Source organism: Pararobbsia alpina (assembly GCF_902859895.1).
GTDB lineage: Bacteria > Pseudomonadota > Gammaproteobacteria > Burkholderiales > Burkholderiaceae > Pararobbsia > Pararobbsia alpina.
Genome location: NZ_CADIKM010000021.1, coordinates 36,997 through 59,787, shown reverse-complemented (window position 1 = coordinate 59,787; position 22,791 = coordinate 36,997). Strand labels below are relative to the sequence as shown.

Genomic DNA, 22,791 nt, shown 5'->3' with positions numbered 1-22,791 from the left:
CGGACGGTCGTATCGTTATGGATACTCCGCACCGGCTGGGCCGCGTCTTAGGCGCTGTGTTTATCAACGGTGCAGGGTCATTAATAAATGCGGCCCTTGCGCAAGGAACACCCTTTGTGTCTTTCAGCCCGTCTGAGATTTTCGGCACAGTAGGCGGCCAGATCATCTCCCCCACAATCACGTTTTCCGGAACGGTGATGTCTTGGACGTATCCGGCCGCAGGCGGGGGCCTCGCGGCTCCTGCCGTAAAGAATGGGTGGGCTATCTATGGAATCTGGTAATGAGCGCAGGACTTCAAGTATGGAATGAGGGGGATTTATTTCAGATAGACGGTACGTACTCAAATATGCAATTGCGGTCTAGTCAATCGGCCGATGCTATTTATACGTCCGTGTACATTGGGAGTAATCCCCAAGGATCGTACACGGGGATTCTGCCTATCGCTACCTTTAACGTACGCGCGAGTAGTCCCGTATTCGCCCTGTATTCCCCTGGCAACCCGTCAGTAATCAAGAGCACGCAGACAGACAACGCGGGGAACTGGACGGTACAAGTATTATGCGCGTTCGTAGGTCAAGTGGTCACGCTCCTATCTTTCGATACCGCCACTCCTACCGCCAGTAACTTTGGGCTGCAGGTATTCAACGAATCCGGCGTCCTAGTTTTTGATGCTAATAGCGCACCGTTGCTTATATCCGGGGCATATTCCGGCAATATCGCAAACTTAGACCCAAACGCGTACGTATACAACAGCACAGTAACCCGTCCGACTAACATTATTTTCCCGACAGACCCCGCACATAAGTTCGCTGTAGTTGGGGCAATGGGGCCGCTGCTTGCTTACTCCGGTGGCGTGGTGGGGAACGGGAACCTAACCACGTACCTATACCCGGGAATGTTTCAGACTGACCCGGGACAAATCCAGATGCCCATATGTGGATTCGGTCAAACACCGGGACCCGTTCAAGCATTCGTCCAATACGACACGACTCCCTTCACGGCCACCAATCAAACGACAGCTTACGGTAGCTGTTTTAACTATCAATTTTTGGTCGCAGACGTAACCGGAATCGTATAGCGATCTATTATCCCTGGAGTACGTATGCCCTTTTCTCTACCCTACGTTGTGCCGACTACAGGCGCACCCGCGAGTTATCACGAGGTAAGCCAAATTACGCTGGACAAGGCTAGCTTAAGTTCCGTGGCTACGATTGGTTCATACGTAAGCGCTGATACCAAGACAGCGGGCAAGCTTCCGCTATATACGCAGCAGATTCAAATTTCCGGATTGCCGGATTCGACCGATCCATTTCAATGGTGTGAACAGATGCTTATCGAGGCAGCCCCGGATCAACCTACCTCCGGTATTGCACCTAATCGCTACACCTTTGCTGGTGGCACCATGATTGAAGCGGATGCACCGACTACTACCTAGGAATAAATGGGAATTTTCTCTCACGCCTCGTCCGTCGCGGAATCCGCGTCAGGCACCAACATAATCACAAGCGCGGCTGTCTCGGTCGCGTCATTCCAGTTCAGCACTATTGTTTCAGCGGCGGGCTTTGTACTCACCTTGGTCTATCTATGGGGAGCACTGCCGCGATTCTGGCGCGTCACAGTCGCGGTTAAGCGCGGGCTGTTCAACAAGGATTGGTCGCTCTGGCGAAAGCTCGGTAATCAGCCTACGCCTATGAAGGAGGATTAATGTTTGCCACCCTCGAAGCAAAGCTAATTGCTGTGGCCTTGGGCCTATTCCTGTTGGCTGGGGCCGCAGTAGGCGCCTACGCAGCCTACGAGCACAACCTAGCCCAGAAATCGCAGATTCAAACTCTGCAGGCAGATAACGCGAGAGAGGCTGCGAACACCGCCGCAGCACTTCAGGAGGCGAGCGGACTACAAGCGGCACTGACCGCAGCGTCCGGAGCCCAGGCGTCCGCCAAGGTGACCCACCACGCCGCTGTAACCCGCCTCGCCTCAGCGGTCGCAGCGAGCCCCGCCGTAGCCTCCACGGTCGTTCCTGAATCGTACTGGCAGGCAATCTACGGGAGCGACAATGCGCAATAGCCTCATCATCCTTGTCCTACTGGCCGCCTCTGCTTGTATGTCCGGATGCGGTATCGTTCCGGTCCCCAAGAACACGGTACAGGTGCTCACGCCACCGGATGACCTCCTGCAGGACTGCAATCACGCCCCGCGCCCCGCAGACAACACCGTGAACGGTCTCATGCTTGGGATTGTCAATGAGCGGAACGTGGTGGAGTCCTGCGACTGGTCGGACAAGGCCGCACTACGGGCTTGGAAAGCTGGGGCTACGGCCACCACTCCGACACCGCAGAAGTGAGGCGCACCTACGTTGTGCCGCCCTACGGAATGCGCGTTGTATTCACGAACACCGTAGAGGAGTTTCACGCGCTCCGGGCCAGCAAGGAGTACTCTGCACGCGGGCTATGCGGAGCGTTCGACGCGGGTAAGCGGGTGGACTGCGTGGTAGGTGTATTCGATGGAAAGCTCCTGACGCTCGTACACGAGGCTGTACACGCCGCCGCAGTCATCCTGCAGCAATGCGGTATTGACCCTCTGTCGAACAACGCCGAGCCGCTGGCATACCTCGTAGACCATTTGACGGCGGTAGGCGCTGGGCGACTGCGTTTGCGCTAATCTTCGTCCCCGGTATGCCGGGGACATTCTGTACCACGCGATAGTTACGCGCGCCCGCATCAACCTTTTAAGTTATTGATTTTAAATGAACTTATTAGGGTTCTAAGTTCAGCTCCTGGATCTTGCGCGTGATCGTGTTCCGGCCGATTCCGAGACGCTCCGCGGCCTCGACCTTGCGGCCGCGCGTGAAATCGAGCGCTTCGAGAATCACAGCGGCTTCGAAACGGCGTGTCAGGGCGTCCATCACATCGGCTGACTGCTCGCGAAGCAAGCGTGCGACTTCCACGCGCAAGCCGCTTTCCCAACCCTGGGCGGCAGCGTCGGCTCGCCCCCCACCACGCGAATACTGTGCTCCCGCACCCGGCACGGTACTGGCCGCAGCGACGCCGCCCGCAGGTCCGCCCAGCACGGCACCGCCCTCTGCCACCGTCGGAGTTCCAGCCGCCGGCAGCGTGGTCCCCTCGCCGCTCAGCTGCGCCATCGAGTCATTCTCAGCGGTCGGAAGCAAATCGGTCGGCAGGTCCTTGACTTCGATCGTCTGTGCCGGCGCCATCACGGTCAGCCAGTTGCACAGGTTTTCGAGCTGGCGAACATTGCCAGGAAACGACAGCGACGCGAGAAAAGCCAGTGCCTCGTCAGATACGCGCTTGGGCTCGACACCCAGGTCGCGCGCGCTCTTCTGCAAGAAGTGGCGCGTCAGCAGCGGAATGTCTTCGTTGCGCTCACGCAAGGCCGGCAGCCTCAGACGGATCACATTGAGCCGGTGATACAAGTCCTCGCGGAACATGCCCTGGCGCACACGCTGTTCAAGATTCTGATGGGTCGCCGCGATCACCCGCACGTTGGCGCGCAAGGGGTTGTGACCACCCACGCGATAGAACTGTCCATCGGACAGCACGCGCAACAGACGTGTCTGCAGATCGAACGGCATGTCACCGATTTCATCGAGGAACAAGGTACCGTTCTCGGCTTGCTCGAAGCGGCCCTGCCGCATGGCCTGCGCGCCCGTGAAGGCGCCCCGCTCATGACCGAACAGTTCGGATTCAAGCAAGTCCTTCGGGATCGCCGCAGTGTTCAACGCGATGAACGGACCCGTCGCGCGCGGGCTATGCCGATGCAGCGCGCGCGCCACGAGCTCCTTGCCCGTGCCCGATTCGCCGGTGATCAGCACGGTCGCACTCGAGTTCGACAGGCGCCCGATCGCCCGGAACATATCCTGCATCGCACTCGCCTGGCCGAGCATCTCCGGCGTCTCATTGAGCCGCTCTTCGTAGGCATGCTCGCCGCGCAGACTCTCCTCGACCGCGCGCTGAATCAGCTCGACCGCTTTGTCGATATCGAAGGGCTTGGCGAGATATTCGAATGCACCGCCCTGGAAAGCCGCGACGGCACTGTCAAGGTCGGAGAATGCCGTCATGATGATGACGGGGATACCGGGCCACCTCTCACGTACGGTCTCGAGCAATTCAAAACCCGAGCCGCCGGGCATCCGGATATCGGAGACCAGGGCCTGAGGCGTTTCGTGTTCGAACGCGGTCAGGGCTTCACGCGAGTTCGAGAAACTGCGGGTCGCGAAATTCTCGCGGGCAAGTGCCTTTTCAAGCACCCAACGGATCGATTCATCGTCGTCCACTATCCAGATCGGCTTCATATATCGGTCAGCTGAAGTTCTTGGGAGCGCAGCGGTTCAAGCACGATGAGCAGGCGGCCAATACGCCCAGCACGTACACGTCGACTACGGCGTAAGCGGCAGCAGGATCTGGAATTCCGTTCGTCCAGGCCTGCTCTCGCATTCAATCAGACCCTCATGCTGGTGCACAAAAGTCTGGGCAAGTGTGAGCCCCAGTCCGCTGCCATCTTCGCGTCCGCTTACCAGCGGATAGAAGATGCGGTCGCGGATGTTCTCGGGAATCCCGGGGCCGTTATCAACGATATGCAAGTCCAATGCCAGCTTGTGTCGTTGCTTCGAGATCGTCACGTTGCGTGCGATCCGCGTCCGCAAGTCAATCCGCGCATCGCCCGAGGCAATACGTTCCTTGAGCGCTTCCGCAGCGTTGCGCACGATGTTCAGAATCGTCTGGATCAACTGTTCCTTGTCGCCGCGCAATTCGGGCACGCTCACGTCGTAGTCGCGCTCGATCGTCAGCCCGCGTGGAAACTCGGCAAGAATCAGCGCCCTCACCCGTTCGCAGACCTCATGGATATTCACGTCGCCGACGATATGCGGATAACGGTGCGGTTCGAGCAGGCGATCGACGAGCGTCTGCAGGCGGTCCGATTCTTTGATGATGACCTGCGTGTACTCGCGCAGATCGCGCGCATCGCCGAGTTCGAACTCGAGCAGCTGTGCCGCGCCCCGGATACCTCCGAGCGGATTCTTGATCTCGTGCGCAAGATTGCGGATCAGCTGCTTGTTGACGGCCGTGAGATCGTGGATGCGTTCCTCGCGGTCGGTGCGCAACTGTTGCTCGTTCTCGAACAGCTCGAGCAGCACGAAGTCGGGCAATACTTCGAGATAACCGACGATCGCATGGACATGCAGGGGCTCGTGTCCCGCGCGTTCGAGCGAAGCATCGAGATGCGTCGCATTGAAACGGCTATCCGCAATCGCGTCGATCGTCTCGATCAGTTCGTCGGAGTTGTTGAAGAGGTCGGGCCAAGACATCTGCGACAACTGGCGCCGCGACATGTCGAGCAGCGCCTCGGCGACGGCATTCGCGAACACGACTTTCAAGGTGTGCCGCTCGATCACCAGTACGGCGGTCGGCAGGGCTTCGAGTCCGGGGAGCAGCGGCGACTGCGCGAGTAAGGCATCGCGCGACTGACTCTCGCTACGCTTGGACTTCATCAGGTCTTTCAGTCCCATCTGATCATCCTAAAGACACTGACAAAATGAGTCTGGCCGGCAACCCCAGACATTCGTGTACCCACACCACACGGTGGCCGCGGCGTAAGCTTGCGTCGTGCCACTGACCGCTCGCGACCGGTGCCCGCACCATCCCCGGACAGGCCAAGCTTTCATTTTGTTAGGCTCTCACGGACAAAAAAGGGACGGCACTGCCGTCCCCCGTGCTGCAAGCGGAAACCGGCAAGACGGAGCCGGTTTCCGCCACCATCGACAGCGTGGCTTACAGCGAGTAGTACATTTCGAATTCGATCGGATGCGTCGTCATGCGGAAACGCGTGACTTCTTCCATCTTCAGCGCGATGTACGCATCGATCATGCCGTCGGTGAACACACCACCGCGCGTCAGGAACTCGCGATCCTTGTCCAGGTATTCGAGCGCCTGATCGAGGCTCGAGCACACGGTCGGGATCTTCGCGTCTTCTTCCGGCGGCAGATCGTACAGATTCTTGTCCGCGGCTTCGCCCGGATGAATCTTGTTCTGCACACCATCGAGACCGGCCATCATCAGCGCCGAGAACGACAGGTACGGGTTCGCCATCGGGTCCGGGAAACGCGTTTCGATACGGCGGCCCTTCGGGTTCGACACGTGCGGAATACGGATCGAAGCCGAGCGGTTGCGTGCCGAGTAGGCCAGCTTGACCGGTGCTTCGAAGCCCGGCACGAGTCGCTTGTACGAGTTCGTGGTCGGGTTCGTGATTGCGTTCAGCGCGCGCGCGTGCTTGATGATCCCGCCGATGTAGAACAACGCGAATTCAGACAGGCCCGCATAGCCGTTGCCTGCGAACAGGTTCTGACCATCCTTCCAGATCGACTGGTGAACGTGCATGCCCGAACCGTTGTCGCCGACCACCGGCTTCGGCATGAACGTCGCCGTCTTGCCGTAGGTGTGCGCGACGTTGTGGACGATGTACTTCAGTTGCTGCGTCCAGTCGGCGCGTTGCAGCAGCGTCGAGAACTTCGTGCCGATTTCGTTCTGGCCCTGGCCCGCGACTTCGTGGTGATGCACTTCGACCGGAATGCCGATTTGTTCGAGCAACAGGCACATTTCCGAACGGATATCCTGGAACTGGTCGACCGGCGCTACCGGGAAGTAGCCGCCCTTCGTGCCCGGACGATGACCCGTGTTGCCGTGTTCGAATTCCTTGCCCGACGACCACGGTGCTTCTTCGGAATTGATCTTCACGAAGCTGCCCGACATGTCCGACGACCACTGGACCGAGTCGAAAATGAAAAATTCGGGTTCCGGACCGAAGAAGGCGGTGTCGCCCAGGCCTGTGCTCTTCAGATACGCCTCGGCGCGACGCGCGAGCGAGCGCGGATCGCGTTCATATCCCTTGCCGTCCGACGGCTCGATCACGTCGCAGCTCAGCACGAGCGTCGATTCTTCATAAAACGGATCGACGTAAGCGGTGTTCGGGTCCGGCAACAACAGCATGTCCGATGCCTCGATACCCTTCCATCCGGCGATCGACGAACCGTCAAATGCATGGCCGCTTTCAAACTTGTCTTCGTCAAACGCTGACACCGGTACCGAGACGTGCTGTTCTTTGCCGCGCGTATCCGTAAAACGGAAGTCGACAAACTTGACGTCCTCGTCCTTGACGAGCTGAATGACGTCGGCCACGGATTTGCTCATACCAATCTCCTGTATCACTCTCAATAGAAAGGCGGCCTGCGCCGCCCGAATCCATACGTTTTGCTGCCGCGCTAGCTGGACGTATTAAAAAAGCACATACCATGCCAAGCATCACCCGGCCTGCGCCCGGACAACAACTTGCAGAGTATTTTCACCAGCTTGCGCGAAGGTATCGTACAGGGTCCGCTGCCCGCCGTCAGCGGACTCCGCTGCACGGCAATGCTGCAAAGGCACCACTTTAATGCATCCTCCCCTCCGACCGCCATATCCCGCACCAGGAAAGCTCATGAATCCACAGGAGCACCGGGCTTGTGCGTCAGTGCCTTTTCATCGAACACGGCAGGTTTTTGCCGGATTCCAGCCCGCTTGCGAGGCAATGCGGCTGTCATGCTCGACTAGAATGATTATTTTCCGCTCCAGAGGCACCGCCATGATTTCGCCTGAACAAATCTATGCCGAGGCCGAACAACGGCGCACGGCCAATCAGCTTGCCTACGCGGGCGCCCTCTCGCCAGCTGAATCGCTCGAACTGCTCAAGCAGGTCCCCGATGCGCGCCTCGTCGACGTGCGCACGCGTGCCGAACTCGACTGGATCGGCCGACCGCAGCTCCCCGACACGCAGTACATCCATATCGAATGGTCGCGGTATCCGGGCGCTGTGCCGAACGCGGCATTCCTCGACGAGCTCCGCGCGGCGGCAGGACCTGATACGCCCTTGCTGTTCATGTGCCGCAGTGCCGCGCGCTCAAAGCTCGCCGCGGTCGCCGCGACAAAGGCGGGTTTCAGCAAGGCGTTCGACCTGCTCGAGGGTTTCGAGGGTGACAAGGATTCGCAGGGCCATCGCAAGAATGTGAATGGCTGGTGCTTCCGCGGCCTGCCGTGGCTCGGCGCCTGACGGCGCATGACCCGCTCCCCGCGTGCTCCACGTGAGCCTCGGCCGCCCGCCAGCCCGATCAAGCGCGTCCATGCGCGATTCGTGTCGGTGTCGTGGCACGACTTCGCGCTGTTCTTCCTGCCGATCGCGCTGCTTTGCGCGCTGGTGATCGGGCTGACCATCTGGCTGGTCGATCCCGCGCCGCCGAAGACGATCACGATCAGTGCCGGCCCCCGCGACAGCTCGTTCTGGCCAACCGCCATGCGGTACAAGGAGATTCTGGCGCGCGACGGGGTGACGCTCAACGTGCTGCCATCGGAGGGCTCGCTGCAGAACCTGCAGCGCCTTGCCGATCCGAAGCAGCACGTCGATCTCGGCCTCGTACAGGGCGGCGTGTCGAGCGGTATCTCGACCAAGTCGCTGGTCTCGCTGGGGAGCATGTTCTATGCGCCCGTTGTCGTGTTCTATCGCGGTGCGGGCCTCACTCAGCTGTCGCAGTTCAAGGGGATGCGCCTCGCGATCGGGCGCGAAGGGAGCGGCACGCGCGTGCTCTCGCTCGATCTGCTCAAGGCCAACGGCATCGTACCGGGCGGTCCGACGCAGCTGTTGCCGCTCGACGGCCAGCAAGCCGTGCAGGAGCTGATCCAGGGCCGCATCGACGCGGCTATCCTCACCGGCGACTCGGCCACGCGCGCCATGATGCTGCGGCTCGAGCGCGTGCCCGGCATCTCGCCGATGGACTTCGTGCAGGCCAAGGCCTACACCCGGCTGTTTTCCTATCTGGATGAAATCGACCTGCCGCCCGGCGTGCTCGACCTCGGCCAGAACATCCCCGACCACACCATTCACCTGATCAGCCCGACCGTCGAACTGATCGCGCGCAACAATCTTCACCCTGCCCTGTCCGACCTGCTCATCCAGGCGGCGATCGAGGTCCATGGGCGCTCGGGGCTATTGCAGCGCGCGGGTGAATTCCCCTCGCCCAGCGAGCACGAATTCCAGATCAGCGACGATGCGGCGCGCTACTACAAGTCCGGCAAGAGCTTTCTATACCGGACGCTGCCCTTCTGGCTCGCGAGCCTGGCCGACCGGTTGGTCGTGCTGCTCGTGCCGATCATCGTCCTGCTGATTCCCGGCTTGAGGATCGTGCCGGCGCTTTATGCCTGGCGCGTCAAATCGCGGATCTACCGGTGGTATGGCGCGCTGATCACGATCGAGCGCGCGGCACTCTCCGAGGCGACCGTCGAGGAACGCCGGACCTTGCTCAACCGGCTCGACCATATCGAGGAATCGGTCAATCGCCTCAAGATGCCGCTTGCCTATGCCGATGCATTCTATGTACTGCGCGAACACATCGGCTTTGTGCGAGCCAGGCTGATGGGGCAGCCCATGCAGGCAGCGGCACAGGACTAGTAGGTTTTGCTTTCCGCGCTGTCTTCGGCAATCGCGCCCCCAAGCGCTTCGACCCCTGCGCGCAGCGCCATGAACGCCGCTTCGACGAGCACGGGCTCGCCCTTCACGCCGAGATCGATATGTCGGCGTGCATAGATACCCCCACGCAGCGCATCACCGACGCTTGGCAGGCTGAACACCCGGATGCCGGGGAAGTCGGTTTCGATCTGGATCATCAGCGGCGTGAGATCCGATTCGGCCATTTCGAAGACGATCAGCGAACGCTCGGCATGCGGCCGCGCATGGTGCAGATGCGGATAGTGCGTATCGAGCACCCATTCCATCATCGGCCAGGCCATGACCGGAAAACCCGGCATGAAATGATGGTCGCCCACCGAAAAACCCGGGATCTTGTTGTAGCTGTTCGGAATGACCTTGGCGCCGGCCGGGTAGGTTCCCATATTGAGGCGGTGGAGATTTTGCGGCGTCGTCATGTCGACCGCCTCGCCGGGCGGTGCGGTGTCCTGCATGCGTTCGGTGATCAGCCGTTTGGCTTCCGGGTGCAATACGAGTTCGACCCCGAGTGCCTTTGCCGCGCATTGCCGTGTGTGGTCATCCGGCGTCGCGCCGATGCCGCCGGTCGAAAACACGATATCGCCCGATGCGAACGTGCGTTTGAGCGTCGTGACGATCCGCTCGGGGTCGTCACCGATATATTCGGCCCACGCGAGCGACAGGCCGCGTGCGCCGAGCAGTTCGATCAGCTTGGGCAGGTGTTTGTCCTGGCGACGGCCAGACAGGATTTCGTCGCCGATGATGAGTGCGCCGATAGGCATCTTGGGGTCCTTGTCAGAGTCGACGCGGCGCATGCGCCGCGCGTTGCCCTGCGCACCGCGGCCGGGTAGTCGATCACCGGGGTGTGAGCTGGGGAATCCGGACATTGTACTAAGCCAAGGCGCACCATGACGGCATGCCGACTTCGCGGCCGGCCACGGCGATTCACGCGATGCCGCAGTTGGCGATCAGGTGGAAATCAGGAGATCAACCGTGTCGGGCCATCCACCGGCAAAGATGGCTCGGCCGTATGCCGGAGCTGCTGCAGCGCATGCAGGCAGTAGTGCCCGAACCAGAGCGCCGAAAACACGAAGATAAAAATGTACAGCCAGACCGCCCCGACCGCGACGACCGGAAACAGCACGATCACGACCATCGAACTCGCGAGGACGAAGGTGGGCACCGAGCCGAGCAGCCCTGTGCAGATGCCGATCGTGAACAGGGACCAGCGATGCCGGCGCACCAGCGCGCGCCGCTCATCCGGCGACGCGTGGTCGGCCAGGGCGTCGTAGCTCATCACGCGATAGCTGAGCCAGCCCCAGAGCAAGGGCGGCAGCAAGGCGAAGAGCGGCGGAACCAGCCAGAACGGAATCGTCACCACCGTCAGCACCAGGCAGACGAGCGTCACGCCCAAGGAATGAAAGAGGCTGCCGAACCAGCTGCCGCCGCGCTTTTTCTCGAGCAAGGCAAAGCGTCCGCGCGCGAGATGGCGCAGGACGACCGGCATCGCGACCGCGGCGATCAGCACGAGCACGGAAATCACCATCAGCGGAATCGCGAGCACCACGACCACAAACGGCGCGACGACCGCGTGCGCGGTGGCGAGCCCGATCGAGCCGAACAGTGAATAGAGATGCGAGGCAAGCGACCAGTGGCCGAGCATCGAGGCAACGAACGAGACCGCGTATTCCCAGCCGAACCAGAAGATGGCAAGCCATGTGAGCGCGGCCACGGCAAACGGGATCAGCGTCAACAACAGCATCCGGGGATGGAATGCCGTACCGACGGCACGTACGAACGCGTCGAACAAGCCGCTCATCAAGCGAGCGGGGCTGGCGGGCTAGGCCGGCGCGATGCGCGCAGCCGGCCGGCTATGCGGACCATCGCATACCAGTGCTGCGCGAGCAGACCATGGCCGTAGTCACGTGCCGTACCGTCGGCAGCTGGAAGCTGGTCGCGAATACCGGTCGGCTCGAGATGCGTGACCCAGGACGCGGTGCCGTACATCATGTCCCACCACGGGAACAGCACACCGAAGTTGCAGCCATACTTGACGCCTTCGTGGCCGAAACCAATCGCATGATGGCGGCGATGAAAGGTCGGGCTGACGAACACGCGCTCGAACACAGGGCCGTAAGGCAGGCGCGCGTTCACGTGCTGGATGCTCTGCAGCAGGTTGCCGACCGCGACGAGCACGACGAATTGCGAAGGCGGGACACCGATCGCAATCGAGATGGCGGCAAAGAAGGCGGCCTGCACCAGATCGTCGAGCAGGTGGTTGCGGTCGTCAGCCCACAGCGACATCTGCTGCTGGCTGTGATGAACCGCATGCAGTTCCCACCAGACGCCGAACTTGTGCTGCCACCGGTGATACCAGTAGCCGGCGAAATCGAGCACCACGAGGTAGATCAGGAACGACACCATGCCCTGATCGGTCACGCCGGGCCAGACACCGTCGAGCTCGAAAGTCGAAATATTGTGCAGCGTGAGCCAGCTCTGGATCTTGAAGAAAGCCGGTTGCAGCAAGAAGAAAAAGGCGAGATTGATGATGCCGAGCTTCGCAATCCACGTATAGAGGATATCGGCACGCACGACCTTGCGATCGCGCCACCCCTCGACGGGCCGCAATGCTTCGAGCGGCCGCAGGATTGCATACATCACGACGATCTCGAGCACACCGACGATCACCCAGTACAGCATATCGTACGTGTCTTCGTCGTAGTCCATCAGGCCGATCTTATAGAGCATCGGCTGTACGACGTCGACGTACAGCAGCGTCTGCAGGAACGAGACAAGATTGTCGAGTTGGTCGACGATCGTGTGGAACATGAGCGGATCCTCTCGCGGCTCAGGCGCCGTTGGGCGCCATGACGGGCGCGCGGTCGAAGAAATAGATGCCGTGCGGCGAACGGCCGACCGCGATCGTCTTGATCAACTGATGCGATTGCATATCGATCACGCCGACGTGCTTGGCGAATCGAAACGTCACCCAAAGATAGCGCTTGTCGGCCGACAGTTCCATATCGTCCGGTCCGGGCGGCAGGCCCGTGATATCACCGACGTTGGTCAGCGTCTCCTCGTCGAGGATGCTCAGCGAATTGCCGACGCGGTTCGACACCATCACATGCCTGCCGTCGTCGAGCGAACGGAAGTTGTGCGCGCCCCGGCCCGTATGGATCGTCTTGACGACCTTCTGGTTGCGCCAGTCGACGACCGCGACATAGTCCGCACCGGTCATTCCGATCAGCAGGTATTTGTCGTTCGGCGTCATCCAGAGGCCCGCGGGCACCGGACCGACCTTCATCTTCCAGAGCACGGTCTGCGAGGCCAGATCGATCGCGGCGAGCTCACCCGAGATCTGCAGCGTCACGAACACGATCTTGTTGTCGTTCGAAAACGCCATATGGCTCGGCATCGTCGCAAGCGGCACGCGCTTTGCGAGCTGGAGATCATCGCCGATCGCATGGTAGATATCGATGCGGTCGAGGCGCAGCCCCGTCGTCACGAACCACTTGCGGTCGTATGAAAAGCCGATCTGATACGGATCCTCGATATTCTCGACCCAGCGCTGGATACGACCCGTTTTAGGATCGAGAAAGACGAGATTATTCGACACCGAATTGGCAACGATCAGCGACTTGTTGTCGGGCGTCGCCATCAGATGATGCGGTTCCTTCCCGACCGGAAAGGTCTCGATCAGTTTCTGCGTTACCGGATCGATCAGCGAAATACTCGCCTCCGCCGAATTCAGTACCACGACGTTGCCCGCTGCAGCATGGGCGGGCGGGGCAAACGTCGCAGCCGACACGAGAGCGCAGGCGATCACAGCCGAGGAAGCAAATTCGCGCATACAAGCCACTATTCAGGAGCAGCTTGTATTGTAATTCGATTATCTCGACGCGACATTGTCCAATTGGCCCAAGTGCGCAAAATCTGACGCTATTCTACGATTGCCATGTTCGAGCCGCCCCCGGATCTCAGCGTTCGAGCGAATCCCAGACTTTATACAGACGTTTGACGGAAACCGGCATCGGCGTACGCAATTCCTGTGCGAACAACGAAACGCGCAATTCCTCGAGCAGCCAGCGGAATTCCGCAAGCCGCGCATCGGCCACCGACTTGCGCTGTGCAACCGTGCGCTGATACTGCTGGACGAGCGGCGCCATCTCGGCGGACTGACGCAGATCGCGTGATGCATCGGCCTTGAGCTTGTCGATTCGCATACCCACCGCCTTCAGATAGCGCGGAAAGTGGACCAGTTGCGCATACGGCGTATCGAGCAGAAAACGCTTGCCGACGAGTGCCTGCAACTGTTGGGTCATGTCGGCGTAAGCCGAAGCAAAGGTCTTGGCCTGGACGAGTTTCTTCGTCGCGGACGTGTATTCGGCGAGGATGGTCGCCGCGAGCCGCGCAATTTCCTGGGCAAGCAGCGTGAGCCGGCTGCGGCCTTCGTCGCGGCGGGTGTGGAACGATGCGGCATCGACCGGCAATGGGTCCTGCAGGCAGGCGCGATCGAGCGCGCATTCGACGACCTGGTCGCGCAACTCTTCCTGTGAGCCCAGCGGCATGTATTGCATCGCCATCTGCTGGATGCCCGGAATGTTCTTTTCGAGGTATTTGATCGGCTCGCGCAACTGCAGCGCGAACAGACGCCGCAAGCCGGCGCGGTGAATACGCGCGGCTTCCTCGGGCGAGTCGAACACCTCGACATCGCAGTGATCGACGCGATCGACGAGCGCCGGGTAGCCGAACATCGTCTGGCCGCGCCGCCGGATTTCGAGCAGCTCGGGCAGTGTGCCGAAGCTCCAGTTGGTGAGGTTTTCGTAGAGCGCGGTCGACTCGGACGAGAACGGCGCGCGGGCCGCGGCGGCATTCGCCGACGTCTGCGCGCCACCACCCGAACTGCCCTCCGCGGCACGCCCGGCGCCGGCTGCCGGCGCGGTCCGCGGACCACGTTGGCCAGCTCCCGCCTGATGAGCTCGTAGTCCTGCACCTGCCTGAGCGCCCGCCTGTGTGGCTGATTGAGTGGCTGATTGAGTGGCTAACTGAGCCCCGCGACCGTCCGCGCCAACCCCGCCGCCGTACGCCAAGCCATCTCCCCCCTCATCCGCCGCCTGCCCGCTCCTGTGCTCGGCAGCAAGCTTCTGGAACTCCTGCTGCGCCTGGGCTCCGAGTTCGGCGCGCAACTGCGCGAGATTCCGGCCCATGGCAAGCTGCCGCCCGTGTTCGTCGATGACCTTGAAGTTCATGAACAGATGGGGCGGTAATGCTTCGAGCTTGAAGTCCGGCGCTCTGGCCTGGACTTGAACCTGCTCGCGCACATCGGCGATCAGCGCATCGACGAGGCCACCGATGCCGTATTTGGCACGGTCGACGAACCCCGCGGCGTAGTTCGGCAACGGCACGCAATGCCGGCGCAGTTTTTGCGGCAAGGACTTGAGCAGCAGTTGGGCCTTTTCCTTCAGCATGCCCGGCACGAGCCATTCGCAGCGGCGCGCATCGACCTGGTTCAGCGCATAGAGCGGCACGCTCAGGGTCACGCCGTCGCGTGGCGAGCCGGGCTCGAAATGGTAGGACAGCCCCATCTCGACGCCGGCTATCGTGGTCTTTTTCGGAAACAGCTCGGTCGTCACGCCGGCCGCCTCGTGGCGCATCAGGTCGTCGCGCTGGAGGAACAGGAGCCGCGAGTTCTGTTTCGAGGCTTCCCGGTACCACTTCTCGAAGTCGACGCCCGTGTACAAGCCGTCGGGCAGCGCCTGGTCGTAGTACGCGTAGATCAGTTCGTCGTCGACGAGCACGTCCTGGCGCCGCGACTTGTGTTCGAGCTGTTCGATATCGGCCAGCAGCTTGCGGTTGTGCGCGAAAAACGGCAGCCGGGTCTCGAATTCGCCCTCGACCAGCGCGCCCCGAATGAACAATTCGCGTGCACGCGCCGGATCCTGTCGTCCGAACGCGACACGACGCCGGTTATAGACCGTCAGCCCATAAAGCGTGCCGCGCTCATAGGCCGCGACCTGCGCGGCCTTCTTTTCCCAATGGGGCTCGGAGAGGGATTTGCGCAACAGATGAGGGCCGACCTTCTCGAGCCATTCGGGCTCGATCTTCGCGATGCCGCGCGCGAACAGGCGGCTCGTCTCGACCAGCTCGCCTGCGACGACCCAGCGGCCGGCCTTTTTGACGAGCGCCGAGCCGGGCCATAGATGGAACTTGATCCCGCGCGCGCCGAGGTAATACGGTTCGTCATCGGCCTTCACGCCGATATTGCCGAGCAGACCCGTCAGCAGTGACCAGTGAATCTGCTCGAACGTCGCTTCCGATTCGTTCAGCCGCCAGCCCGCCTCCCTCACGACAGTCAACAACTGACTATGCACATCGCGCCACTCGCGCAGCCGGAGATGCGAAAGGAAGTTCGCGCGGCAGGCGTCGACGAGCTGCCGGTTCGACTTCTTGTGCGCGACGGCTTCCTCGAACCATTTCCAGATCTTGAGCCAGCCGAGGAATTCCGATCGCTCATCGGCGAATTTCTTGTGGGCCTGATCGGCCGCCTCCTGCGCCTCGATGGGCCGATCGCGCGGGTCCTGGACCGACACAGCGCTCGCGATGATCAACAATTCGCTGAGCGCCTGGTGGTCGCGGGCCGCGAGAATCATGCGGCCGATCCGCGGATCGAGCGGCAGGCGCGCAAGCTCGCGGCCACTCGGCGTCAGCACGTTCTCGTCGTCAGTCGCGCCGAGCTCGTTGAGCAGTTGATAGCCATCGGCAATTGCACGGCCCGGCGGCGGTTCGATAAACGGAAACTCGTCGATCTCCGTCAGGTTCAGCGACTTCATCCGGAGAATCACCGCGGCCAGCGAAGAACGCAGGATTTCGGGATCGGTGAAGCGCGGCCGCGCGACAAAATCCGTTTCCTCGTAAAGACGGATACAGACGCCGTCCGCCACCCGTCCGCAGCGACCGGCCCGCTGATTGGCTGCCGCCTGGGAAACCGGCTCGATCTGCAACTGCTCGACCTTGTTCCGATACGAATACCGCTTGACCCGGGCCATGCCCGTGTCCACCACGTACCGGACACCCGGCACCGTCAACGACGTTTCTGCGACATTGGTCGCAAGCACGATACGGCGCGCGTTCGAGGTTCGGAACACGCGCTCCTGCTCGGCGGCGGAAAGCCGCGCAAACAAGGGCAGGATCTCGGTATGCGGGGGATGGTGCTTGCGCAACGCTTCGGCCGCATCGCGTATCTCGCGCTCGCCCGGCAGGAACACGAGCACATCGCCCGGACCTTCGCGGCAGAGCTCATCGACCGCGTCGACGATCGCATCGTGCAGGTCGCGTTCCTGTGCTCGGGCTGTTTTCTCCGAAGCGCGGCCGGACTGCGCGGAGCCAGGCCCCCCGCCGCCCGCGCGCGCACCGCCACCCGTGCCGCTCGGGCCGCCTGAACCGGAGCCTGCCCCAGAGGCCGACCCGTGGCGCGGGTTCGAACCCGCGCGCGGTCCGGAGTCGTCGGCCACCGGCCGGTAGCGGACTTCAACCGGGTACATCCGGCCGCTGACCTCGATCACCGGTGCCGGTGTGTCCGCGTCCCCAAAATGGCGTGCGAAGCGGTCGGCGTCGATGGTCGCCGACGTGATGATCAGCTTCAGGTCCGGCCGCCGCGGCAGGATCTGCTTGAGATAGCCGAGCAGGAAATCGATATTGAGGCTGCGTTCATGCGCCTCGTCGATGATCAGCGTGTCGTAGGCGCGCAGCAGCGGATCGGTCTGCGTCTCGGCGAGCAGGATCCCGTCGGTCATCAGCTTGACCGATGCGCCGGCCGCGAGGTTGTCGTTGAACCGGACCTTGTAGCCCACGACCTCCCCGAACGGCGACTTGAGTTCGTCGGCAATGCGCCGCGCGGTCGCACTCGCGGCGATCCGCCGCGGCTGGGTATGGCCGATCAGCCCCGTGCCGCCCGCCCCGCGTCCGCGGCCGAGCGAGAGGCAGATTTTCGGGAGCTGGGTGGTTTTTCCCGAGCCAGTCTCACCGGACACGATCACCACCTGGTGTTTCGCAATGGCGCGTGCGATCTCCTCCCGCCTGCCGCTGACGGGCAGCTCGGGCGGGAACTCGATCGGCGGCACGGGATTCGCGACAATCGTGCGGGCAGACCGCGGTACGTGTTTCGGCCTTGGGCCGGGCGCCTTAGGTGGCGCGCTTTCACCGACATTCGACATGGGCGCGCATTATAATCCCGCCATGAATTCGCAAACCGATCTCGTCAGCCTGCCCGAAACCACCAACCACTCGCAATTCGTCGAATGGCTGCGATCGGTCGCTCCGTATATTCACGCGTTCCGCAACAAGACCTTCGTGGTCGCGTTCGGCGGCGAGCTCGTGAAGGAAGGCGGCCTGAACGCACTGGTACAGGATCTCGCGCTGCTGCACGCGATGGGCATGCAGATCGTGTTGGTACACGGTTCGCGGCCCCAGGTCGAGGAGCAGCTCCAGCTTCACCGCGTGGTCTCGGAGTTCGCGCTCGGCATGCGCATCACCGACTTGCGCGCGCTCGAAGCCGCGAAGGAAGCCGCTGGCGAAGTGCGCCTCGATATCGAGGCGGCAATCAGCCAAGGTCTGCCGAATACGCCGATGGCACATGCGCGCATCAGCATCATCTCGGGCAATTTCGTGACGGCGCGGCCGGTCGGGATTCTCGAAGGGGTAGATTTTCAGCATACGGGCGTCGTGCGCAAGATCGATGCCGATTCGCTGCGGCAGTCGCTCTCGAGCCGCAAGATGGTGCTGCTCTCCCCGCTCGGCTTCTCGCCGACGGGCGAAGCTTTCAATCTGTCGATGGAAGATGTCGCCTCATCGGTGGCGATCGCCTTGCGCGCCGACAAGCTGATCTTCCTGACCGAAATGCCGGGTATCGCCGACGAAGAAGGCGAACTGCGCCGCGAACTTTCGCTCGAGGAAGCCCAGCAGATCCACGAGACGATGTTGCCGGAAAGCGACGAAGCGTCCTACCTCAAACACGCGATTCGCTCGTGCCGCGGCGGCGTGCCGCGCGCGCACATGGTGCCGTATTCGCTCGACGGCAGCGTGTTGCTCGAGCTGTTCCTGCACGACGGCGTCGGCACGATGATCTCGTACGAGAACCTCGAGAGCCTGCGTGAAGCCTCGTCAGACGACGTCGGCGGCATTCTCCAACTGATCGAACCGCTCGAGGTCGACGGCACGCTGGTGCGCCGCGGACGCCACCAGATCGAACGCGACATCGACCATTTCTCGGTGATCGAGCATGACGGCGTTCTGTTCGGCTGTGCGGCGCTTTATCCGTATCCGCAGGACCGCATCGGCGAGATGGCCTGCCTGACCGTCGCACCGGAGGCACAGGGCTCGGGTGACGGCGAGCGCCTGCTCAAGCGCATCGAGCAACGTGCCCGCGCACGCGGTCTGACACGGATCTTCGTGCTGACGACGCGCACCGAGCACTGGTTCCTCAAGCGCGGCTTCGTCAAGGCGAGCGTTGAAGATTTGCCCGAAGACCGTCGAAGGTTCTATAACTTTCAGCGAAGATCACTGGTATTGATGAAGCAGTTGTAGCTCGCGCCGCAGGCATGCATCGCGCTTGACAAGGCTTGGCGCGAGCCCGGCCTGGCCCCGATTCGAAAGCGTCCGCGCAGACGGACGCCGACACCCCACCGGACGCCTCGCGCGTCCACCCAAGATTGGAGAAGCACTACGATGGCACGCACAGTTCATTGCGCAAAACTGGACAAGGATGCTGAAGGTCTCGATTTCCCGCCAGTCCCCGGCGAGCTCGGCAAGCGCATTTACGAAAGCATCTCGAAAGAAGCGTGGCAAGCCTGGCTCAAGCAGCAGACCATGCTGATCAACGAAAACCGCTTGAACATGGCCGATTCGCGCGCGCGCCAGTATCTGATCAAGCAGACCGAGAAATTCCTGTTCGGCGAAGGCGCCGATACGGCATCCGGCTACGTTCCACCCAACGCCTGAGCCGGTCATCGCGGGAGTCCCCATGTATCTGCCCGAGGCATTTGCTGAGAACCGCCCCGAAGCCCTGCACGCGCTGATTCGTTCGAATCCGCTCGGCGCCGTCGTCGTGCATACCGACGACGGTTTCGATGCGAATCACCTTCCATTCGAACTCGATATCGAGCCGGACGGACGCGTCGTGCTGCGTGGACATTGCGCACGCATGAACACGATGGCCTCGCTGAGCCGCGACGGCACTGACGCGCTGGTGATCTTCGAGGGTCCGTCGGCCTATATCTCGCCGAACTGGTATCCGAGCAAGCAGGTCACCCACGAAGTCGTGCCGACCTACAACTACGCGGTGGTCCATGTGCATGGGCGGCTCGTGCCGATCGATGATCCACGCTGGGTGCGCGGTCTCGTCGCGCGGCTGACCCGCCGGATGGAACAGAGCCAGCCGACACCGTGGAAGATGGGGGATGCTCCGGCCGACTATCTCGAGCAGATGATCGAAAAGATCGTCGGCATCGAGATTCGGGTCGACCGAATCATCGGCAAGTGGAAGATGAGTCAGAACCGGACCACGGATGACCGGCTCGGGGTCGTCGCGGGGCTGTCGAAGACGGGTAACCCCGTGGATGCCGAGGTAGCGGCACTGGTCAGGGACGCGATTATCAAGTCGAGTTGAATCTCGACCGAGTTTTGCTCACCACTCAGAACAACTGGTCCTCGAGCGGGGCCAGGCTCTTCCACTTGACAGTACTGCGCTGGTGCGTACCGTCGTGCGCGACCCATTCGATCATCGAACGCTGGCCGCGCGCCTCGCCCTTCACCCTGACGACTCGATCCTTGTATCTCGCGAGCGTGCCCGCGTCGAGACACAGGATTTTTGGTTTGCGCGATTTCGCCATACGATTTGAGAAAAGCGAAAATCGCTTGTTCAGTAGTCGATCCGTTCGACGCCCTTCGCGCTTCCCAACAGGCAGATATTCGCGCCGCGTTGCGCGAACAGTCCGACCGTCACGATGCCGGGCCACCCATTGATTTCCGCTTCGAGGGCTTCAGGATCATCGATCCGAAGGCCATGCACATCGATGATCGTGTTGCCATTGTCCGTCACAAAGACCGACTGATCCTTGGCAAGGCGCACCACAGGCTCGCCGCCCAGCGCGGCAAGCCTGCGCATCAGTGCCGCGCGCGCCATCGGGATCACCTCGACCGGCAGTGGAAACTTGCCGAGCCGGTCGACCCGCTTGCTTTCATCGACGATGCACACAAAGGTCTGCGCGACCATCGCGACAATCTTCTCGCGCGTGAGCGCACCACCGCCACCCTTGATCATATGGCCGCTGTGATCGATCTCATCCGCGCCATCGACATAGACCGGCAGCGTTTCGATCTCATCGAGTTCGAGCACGGAAATACCATGCTTTTTCAGACGCTCAGTACTCGCGATCGAACTCGAGATCGCGCCGCGGAAGCGGTCCTTCATTGCGGCGAGTTCATCGATGAAGAAGTTGACCGTCGAGCCGGTGCCGACACCCACCACCGCGCCTTGCGCGACGTTGGACAGCACATAGTTGGCGGCCGCGCGGCCGACCAGGTGTTTGAGTTCGTCTTGGGTCATGAGCGGGTACCGCAGAATGGCTGAGGCCAGTAGTTTAAATCACGACGCTGCAACGTCATACGGGTTCGCGAGCAACATCGGCAGACATTCGGCAGCCTTACGGTAAAGCACGATGTCCGCGTCATGGTCGAGATCGCTGCGCTCGGGATTGACGACAATGACGCGCGCACCGTGTTCGGCCGCGACCGTCGGCAATGCGGCTGCCGGATAGACCATGCCCGAGGTGCCGATGACGAGACAGACATCCGAAACCGCCGCGGCATCTTGAGCTTTCCTGAAGGGCTGCTCAGGCAAGGACTCGCCAAACCAGACCACGGCGGGCCGCACGCGCGCACCGCAGGTCTTGCACTGTGGCGGCTGGCCCTCCCCTACGGGCTCAGCGAGCTTCGTCGCGCATCGGCCGCAGCCGCGGTGCCAGCGATCCACAAACAGATTCCCGTGCAGTTCAATCACACTCGCACTGCCCGCACGTGCATGCAGGCCATCGACATTCTGCGTCGCAAGCGTCATGCGCTTGTGCTTGTGCCACGCCGCCAGCGCGAAATGAGCCGCATTCGGCTGAGCCCGCTGCACCAGTTCGCGACGATGGGCGTACCACTGCCAGACGAGACCGGGGTCGCGCTCGAACGCCGCGGGAGTGGCCAACTGAGTCGGATCGTACCGGGACCAAAGCCCCGTTTGCGAATCGCGGAAAGTTGGCACGCCGCTTTCAGCCGAGACGCCTGCCCCTGTCAGCACGAACAGATGGTTCGCATTCGCGATCCAGTCACGCGCACGCGTCAGCGGCTGGCCGTCTGCGAATGCGCGTGGAATCATGGTCGCTAGCGCTTGGTAACGCCGACAGCGGCTCGCTGCCGGACAGATTCGAACAGACACACGCCGCTCGCGACGGACACATTCAGGCTTTCGACGCTGCCGAACATCGGGATATGCATCAGGCTGTCGCACGTATCGCGCGTCAGACGGCGCATCCCCTCCCCCTCGGCACCCATCACGAGCGCGATCGGACCTTCGAGCTTCGTTTCATACAGGCTTTCGGTGGCCGCATCGTCCGTGCCGATCACCCAAACGCCCGCTTCCTGCAATTCGCGAAGCGCGCGTGCGAGGTTCGTCACCGTGATGTACGGGACGGTTTCCGCGGCGCCGCTCGCCACCTTCGCCGCCGTTGCATTGAGGCCGACCGCGCGGTCGCGCGGCGCGATGACTGCATGCGCCCCCGCCGCATCCGCTACTCGCAGGCAGGCGCCGAGGTTGTGCGGATCGGTCACGCCGTCGAGCACCAGCAGCAGGGGTGGCCCCACGACTGAATCGAGCAGTTCGGCGAGGTTCTGCGCGAGCGCGACATCGCCCGCTCGGGCGACCACACCCTGATGACGGTCGCTGCCCGTCAGGCCCTGGAGCCGCTGGGCATCGGCCGCGATCGCACGCACCCCGAGCTTCTCAGCCTGTGCGAGAAAATCGAGCATCCGGCGATCGCGCCGGGTCGGGTCGTAGAGAATCTCCTCGATCGTCGACGCGTCATGCCGCATTCGGGCCGTGACCGCATGGAAACCGTAGAGAACCTTGAGACGCGCCATCGAGATGTTGTCCTTCAAATGAATAGAAATGATGTGGCTTTAACCTGAAGGCTTCAAGCCGGAGATTTCAGCCCGACCGGTTTAGCCCAC

At 61.8% G+C, this 22,791-nt stretch carries 20 protein-coding genes; 8 read left to right on the top strand and 12 right to left on the bottom strand.

What is annotated here, in order from left to right; all coding sequences use genetic code 11:
• Positions 1 to 1,102: 1,102 nt before the first annotated feature.
• From HV670_RS19095 to lysC, 3 genes are all read left to right on the top strand, one after another.
• The gene (locus tag HV670_RS19095) at positions 1,103 to 1,435 is read left to right on the top strand and encodes a hypothetical protein (RefSeq protein WP_175106439.1); all 333 of its coding nucleotides are present in this window, start codon (positions 1,103 to 1,105) and stop codon (positions 1,433 to 1,435) included.
• A 269-nt stretch (positions 1,436 to 1,704) separates the two neighbouring features.
• Positions 1,705 to 2,064, top strand: coding sequence for a hypothetical protein (locus HV670_RS19090; protein WP_175106438.1), 360 nt, complete (start codon positions 1,705 to 1,707; stop codon positions 2,062 to 2,064).
• A complete protein-coding gene (gene lysC / locus HV670_RS32265; RefSeq protein WP_425511443.1) occupies positions 2,054 to 2,341 on the top strand; it encodes an Rz1-like lysis system protein LysC in 288 nt (95 codons plus the stop codon). The genes HV670_RS19090 and lysC overlap by 11 nt, the downstream gene beginning before the upstream one ends.
• Positions 2,342 to 2,752: 411 nt before the next feature.
• Here the strand turns inward: lysC and ntrC are convergent, their stop codons facing one another.
• The 3 genes from ntrC to glnA all read right to left on the bottom strand — a co-directional run bounded on the left by ntrC (position 2,753) and on the right by glnA (position 7,202).
• Complete coding sequence (gene ntrC / locus HV670_RS19085) at positions 2,753 to 4,309, bottom strand: nitrogen regulation protein NR(I) (RefSeq protein WP_175106437.1); 1,557 nt, start codon at positions 4,307 to 4,309, stop codon at positions 2,753 to 2,755.
• An 84-nt stretch (positions 4,310 to 4,393) separates the two neighbouring features.
• Positions 4,394 to 5,524 carry a nitrogen regulation protein NR(II) gene (gene glnL / locus HV670_RS19080; RefSeq protein ID WP_175106436.1) on the bottom strand — a complete coding sequence of 377 codons (1,131 nt, stop codon included), beginning with the start codon at positions 5,522 to 5,524 and terminating at the stop codon, positions 4,394 to 4,396.
• 262 nt (positions 5,525 to 5,786) lie between these two features.
• Positions 5,787 to 7,202: a type I glutamate--ammonia ligase gene (gene glnA / locus HV670_RS19075; RefSeq protein ID WP_175106435.1), complete on the bottom strand. Its 1,416-nt coding sequence runs from the start codon at positions 7,200 to 7,202 to the stop codon at positions 5,787 to 5,789.
• 430 nt (positions 7,203 to 7,632) lie between these two features.
• Here glnA and HV670_RS19070 point away from each other — a divergent pair, with 430 nt between their 5' ends.
• The gene (locus tag HV670_RS19070) at positions 7,633 to 8,097 is read left to right on the top strand and encodes a rhodanese-like domain-containing protein (protein WP_175106434.1); all 465 of its coding nucleotides are present in this window, start codon (positions 7,633 to 7,635) and stop codon (positions 8,095 to 8,097) included.
• A 6-nt stretch (positions 8,098 to 8,103) separates the two neighbouring features.
• Positions 8,104 to 9,489, top strand: coding sequence for a TAXI family TRAP transporter solute-binding subunit (locus HV670_RS19065; RefSeq protein ID WP_175106433.1), 1,386 nt, complete (start codon positions 8,104 to 8,106; stop codon positions 9,487 to 9,489).
• Here HV670_RS19065 and HV670_RS19060 read toward each other — a convergent pair.
• The 5 genes from HV670_RS19060 to hrpA form a co-directional block, all read right to left on the bottom strand.
• Complete coding sequence (locus tag HV670_RS19060) at positions 9,486 to 10,304, bottom strand: competence/damage-inducible protein A (RefSeq protein WP_175106432.1); 819 nt, start codon at positions 10,302 to 10,304, stop codon at positions 9,486 to 9,488. The two genes, HV670_RS19065 and HV670_RS19060, sit on opposite strands and share 4 nt — an antisense overlap.
• A gap of 197 nt (positions 10,305 to 10,501) precedes the next feature.
• Complete coding sequence (locus HV670_RS19055) at positions 10,502 to 11,341, bottom strand: EI24 domain-containing protein (protein ID WP_175106431.1); 840 nt, start codon at positions 11,339 to 11,341, stop codon at positions 10,502 to 10,504.
• The gene (locus HV670_RS19050) at positions 11,341 to 12,351 is read right to left on the bottom strand and encodes a sterol desaturase family protein (protein ID WP_175106430.1); all 1,011 of its coding nucleotides are present in this window, start codon (positions 12,349 to 12,351) and stop codon (positions 11,341 to 11,343) included. Before HV670_RS19050 ends, HV670_RS19055 begins: the two co-directional genes overlap by 1 nt.
• Before the next feature lie 19 nt (positions 12,352 to 12,370).
• Complete coding sequence (locus tag HV670_RS19045; RefSeq protein ID WP_175106429.1) at positions 12,371 to 13,372, bottom strand: YVTN family beta-propeller repeat protein; 1,002 nt, start codon at positions 13,370 to 13,372, stop codon at positions 12,371 to 12,373.
• A 127-nt stretch (positions 13,373 to 13,499) separates the two neighbouring features.
• A complete protein-coding gene (hrpA, locus tag HV670_RS19040; protein ID WP_246257691.1) occupies positions 13,500 to 17,735 on the bottom strand; it encodes an ATP-dependent RNA helicase HrpA in 4,236 nt (1,411 codons plus the stop codon).
• Positions 17,736 to 17,757: 22 nt separating this feature from the next.
• Here hrpA and argA point away from each other — a divergent pair, with 22 nt between their 5' ends.
• From argA to HV670_RS19025, 3 genes are all read left to right on the top strand, one after another.
• Complete coding sequence (gene argA / locus HV670_RS19035) at positions 17,758 to 19,104, top strand: amino-acid N-acetyltransferase (RefSeq protein WP_175106428.1); 1,347 nt, start codon at positions 17,758 to 17,760, stop codon at positions 19,102 to 19,104.
• Between the two features lie 141 nt (positions 19,105 to 19,245).
• A complete protein-coding gene (locus tag HV670_RS19030; RefSeq protein WP_175106427.1) occupies positions 19,246 to 19,518 on the top strand; it encodes an oxidative damage protection protein in 273 nt (90 codons plus the stop codon).
• 22 nt (positions 19,519 to 19,540) lie between these two features.
• The gene (locus HV670_RS19025) at positions 19,541 to 20,185 is read left to right on the top strand and encodes an FMN-binding negative transcriptional regulator (RefSeq protein ID WP_175106426.1); all 645 of its coding nucleotides are present in this window, start codon (positions 19,541 to 19,543) and stop codon (positions 20,183 to 20,185) included.
• Positions 20,186 to 20,210: 25 nt separating this feature from the next.
• On the opposite strand, the gene HV670_RS19020 is transcribed toward HV670_RS19025, so the two are convergent.
• The 4 genes from HV670_RS19020 to rlmB are packed head-to-tail and all read right to left on the bottom strand — an operon-like array spanning position 20,211 to position 22,701.
• On the bottom strand, positions 20,211 to 20,408 hold the full coding sequence (locus HV670_RS19020; RefSeq protein WP_175106425.1) for a hypothetical protein: 198 nt from the start codon (positions 20,406 to 20,408) through the stop codon (positions 20,211 to 20,213).
• Positions 20,409 to 20,437: 29 nt separating this feature from the next.
• Positions 20,438 to 21,124, bottom strand: coding sequence for a ribose-5-phosphate isomerase RpiA (rpiA, locus tag HV670_RS19015; protein WP_175106424.1), 687 nt, complete (start codon positions 21,122 to 21,124; stop codon positions 20,438 to 20,440).
• 39 nt (positions 21,125 to 21,163) lie between these two features.
• Positions 21,164 to 21,940: an SIR2 family NAD-dependent protein deacylase gene (locus HV670_RS19010; protein WP_175106423.1), complete on the bottom strand. Its 777-nt coding sequence runs from the start codon at positions 21,938 to 21,940 to the stop codon at positions 21,164 to 21,166.
• Between the two features lie 5 nt (positions 21,941 to 21,945).
• Positions 21,946 to 22,701, bottom strand: coding sequence for a 23S rRNA (guanosine(2251)-2'-O)-methyltransferase RlmB (rlmB, locus tag HV670_RS19005; RefSeq protein ID WP_175106422.1), 756 nt, complete (start codon positions 22,699 to 22,701; stop codon positions 21,946 to 21,948).
• Positions 22,702 to 22,791: the final 90 nt, after the last annotated feature.